Genomic DNA, 3,537 nt, shown 5'->3' with positions numbered 1-3,537 from the left:
ATGGATCCAGCTCGACGTCTTCGCCCGGCTCAAACAGATCGCGCACGCCTGGCAGAACGCCTTTCACCGGCTCCGATCGGCGGTGGGCTCGGAAAGGGAGGCATGCTTCACCGAGCCCGGCGGCGTCGGCGGGGCGGAGGCAGGAGCCCCGCCGAGCCGGGCGGGCCTTTGGTGTCAGCGGCCGTGTTGTTGAGGCCGGATGAGGAGCAGGGCGATGTCGTCGTTGCGGGGGGCGGACCGTTGGGCGTGGTGGATGAGGGCGTCGGCGAGGGCGTCCAGGGTCTGGCCCTGGGCCTGTGCGAGCTGGGCGGCGAGGTCGGCGGTGGCGTCGTCGATGTCGATGCCGGGGGTTTCGACGAGTCCATCGGTGTACAGGGCGAGCACGGACCCGGGCGGTAGAGGGACGTCGGTCTCCGGGTAGTCGGCCGCGGGGTCGATGCCGAGCAGGAGCCCGGGTGCCAGCGGGAGGATCTCAGTGTGTAGGTCGGGGTGGCGCAGGAGCGGGGGCGGGTGGCCGGCGGTGGCCAGGCAGGCGCGGTGGCGTGCCAGGTCGAGCTGGACGTAGAGGCAGCTGGTGAACAGTCCGGGGTCGAGGTCGGTGAGCAGGCGGTTGGTGCGGGCGAGGGCTTGGCCGGGCGATGCGCCGGCGGTGGCGTGGACGGCGGTGCGGACCTGCCCCATGAGGGCGGCGGCGTTCACGTTGTGGCCCTGGACGTCGCCGATTGCTGCGGCGGCGAGGTCGGTGTCGAAATGAATGAGGTCGTAGAAGTCGCCGCCGACATCGATGCCCTGAGCGGCGGGGAGGTAGCGGGTGGCCACGTCTAGGCCGGGGACGCGGGGCAGTGCGTGGGGCAGCAAGCTGGCTTGCAAGCTGTGGGCGAGAGCCTGATTGGTGTCGTAGAGGCGGGCGCGGTCCAGAGCCTGGGCGATCAGCCCGGCGGTCGAAGTGAGGACAGCTCGTTCCTCGGGCGTGAAGGAGTGCGGCCGGTCGTACGCGAGGACCAGCGAGCCGACGGCGCGGCCGGAGGTGATCAGGGGCAGGAAGGCCCAGGCGGCCTTGCCGTCCTGGAGGACGGCGGGGGGATGAGCGCGCTTGAGGTCCGCGAACGTGGCATAGAAGCTGGGGACGCCGCTGGCCAGGACAGACACGGCAGGGGTGTCCGAAGCCAGGGGTGCGCCGTCGAAACGGTCCATCAGCGCGGCGGAGTAGCCGCGGTAACCGATGATCCGCAGCCGACCCTCCTCGGCGATCATCAGGGCGAGGGCTTGCGCCTCGAAGGCGGTCGGGATCAGGTCAGCGATCCGGTCGATCACGTCCATGACCCCGGCGGCGTCGGTCAGCGTGGCGGCGAGGTGCATCAGGTGGTGGTGGATGGTCGACCGGCCCGGTGCAGCCAGTGGTACGGGGTGCGGAACCTCTGACGTCTCCGAGGCAGGGGCAGGGACAGGTGGAGGGGAGGCCGGGGCGATGCGGACGCTGATGCCGGAGACGTCCGGGTACAGGTGGAAGGACAGCCACCGGTCCGGTGGCCGCAGGGCGGTGAAGGAGGTGGCCTCCTGGCTGAGCACCGCGGCCCGGTAGCGGTCTTCGACGACTGGGTCGTCCAGCCACGGCAGGACCTGCCGTGGCAGGGCGCCCAGCAGGTCGACGGCGTCGGCGCCGAGGAGGTCGGCGGCGGTGGTTGTGACGAAGGTGATCCGGCCGTCAAGGTCCAAGGTGCAGCATCCTCCGGGCAGGCGCTCGGCGAAGTCCGCCGCTGCCGCCTCCTGGGTTGGCCCGCGAGCGCGGGCACTCAGGGGGGCCAGGACCTGCGGTTCGGACCCGGGCAGCAGCGGGTGGCCGCTGTCGGCGGCCTGCCGCAGGAGAAGGCCCAGGCGGCGGCAGGAGGTACGGACCGCGTTGCGTTCGTGTCGGGTCAGCGGCGATGGATGCGAGGTGGGCCACCGCACCACCAGGGCGCCCCAAGCGGTGGTGCCGGTGGTGATCGGGGCAGCGGCCGCCGAGAAGGGGTAGGGCAGCGCGAGCGCCATCTGTGGGTAGTGCCGCGCCATCTCTTCCTGGCCGCCTATCCACACCAGACGCCGCTCGCGCACGGCGTCGGTCGCCGGGGTGCGGGCCGCCAGCGGCACCTGCGTCCAGTGCGCGGCGATCTGCCGGGGAACTCCCCGCACCACTGCCAGCCGCAGCACCCGCTCGCCCGGCGGCAGCAGGTATATCAGGCCCCCGGAGGCGCCTGTCTCCCGCATGAACTGGTCCAAAGCGGCGCAGAGTTGATGCGTGCCGGAGCCTGTGCCAGCGCCGAATCCGGCAAGGTCCCTCATTCCCTCACCCTCCCGAGCGGCACCGGGCAGGGATTCCTCCAGGCGCCTGAAGCGACGTCTGGCCGCCTCCGCGCTGATGCCCAGGCCGGCACCGATCTGCGCCCAGCTGGCCCCGGTTCGTCGGTCCGCCAACACCGCACAGCGCACCAGCTGCCCGGCCAACCCCGGCAGCTCCGCCACGGCGGCGACATGGCAGCCCTCCGCTTTTTGCCCCGGGCGCGAGTCGCTCGCCCGCTGGGCTGCGGCCTGCACCTGCGTCATGAGATCCGCTTCCGCGAACATCAGCGCTTGCCGCGCCTCCGCCGCCGCCTGCCGGCGACGCCTCGCTCGCCAGGCCGCCTGCCGATGCGCCTGACGGCAGTACCGCCGACCGGGGCCTGCCGACTCCGGCAGCGGAGCTCCGCACCAGCCACACCGATCGTCACCCATATACCGATCGTCACCCATACAGGGGAAATGTGCTCTACTGCCGTGACGACGTGCTGCACATGTCCACCGGGGCGGTGGCGGCCGTACCTATACCTCGGCAGGCATACGTGCCGATCATGTCGGCATCAAGATGCCCGAACTGCCACATTTAGAGGCTGCGCAATAGGCACGTGCTCATGGGCGGCGGTTCGGGCGGTTGTCCCAGCGGTGGGTCGTCCACGCCCTGCGGAGCAGGCTACGGACGGTGATGATCGTATCGGCGAGGTCGAAGAACGCGTCGATGACCGCGACGCGGCGTCCGTAGCATCGGGCGAGCCGGTGGAAGGCGTTCCGCCAGGCGTGGGTGCGCTCGACGTGCCACCGCTGGCTCGCCCGGATCGGCGCCTTCTCGCCCTTGTGCGCGATGCGGCCGTGCAGACTGCGCGCGGCGAGTTCGGCGCGGGTCCTGTCCGAGTCGCAGCCGGCGTCCAGGTGCACGGTGATGGCCTCGGGCAGCGGCCCCAGGTCCACCAGCAGGTCCAGGGTCGGAGCCAGCAGCGGAGAGTCATGGCGGTTCGCTCCGGCGAGGACCCTGCCGAGCGGGACCCCGTAGCCATCCGTCACGCCGGAGCGCTTCAGGCCCTGTTCGCCGCGGTCGTCCGGCGAGCGCCCGGCCGCTTCTCCGCCGCCGGGGCCTTGGTGATGGAACCGTCGACGGCGATCTGGTCGAGCACGAGCCCAACGATCCGGTGGTAGGACTCAAGCGCGATCTGTTTGAGCCGGGCGATGACGTCGAGCCGGATCCAC

General features: G+C 71.4%; 1 protein-coding gene and 1 pseudogene. Both read right to left on the bottom strand.

Annotation, left to right across the window (positions count from 1 at the left end; genetic code table 11):
* Positions 1 to 174: 174 nt before the first annotated feature.
* Positions 175 to 2,322, bottom strand: coding sequence for a SpoIIE family protein phosphatase (locus tag ACWCXX_RS41010; RefSeq protein ID WP_451136374.1), 2,148 nt, complete (start codon positions 2,320 to 2,322; stop codon positions 175 to 177).
* A 603-nt stretch (positions 2,323 to 2,925) separates the two neighbouring features.
* Positions 2,926 to 3,537: pseudogene (locus ACWCXX_RS41005) on the bottom strand (transposase); the annotation flags it as partial.

Source organism: Streptomyces sp. NPDC001732, assembly GCF_053596315.1.
Note: the sequence above shows the minus strand (reverse complement) of the source record. Positions and strands in the feature narration are given on the sequence as shown.

Coding starts and splice junctions, on each gene's coding strand:
- ACWCXX_RS41010 (WP_451136374.1), bottom strand. CDS start 2,322: ATGAGGGACCTTGCCGGATTCGGCGCTGGCACAGGCTCCGGCACGCAT.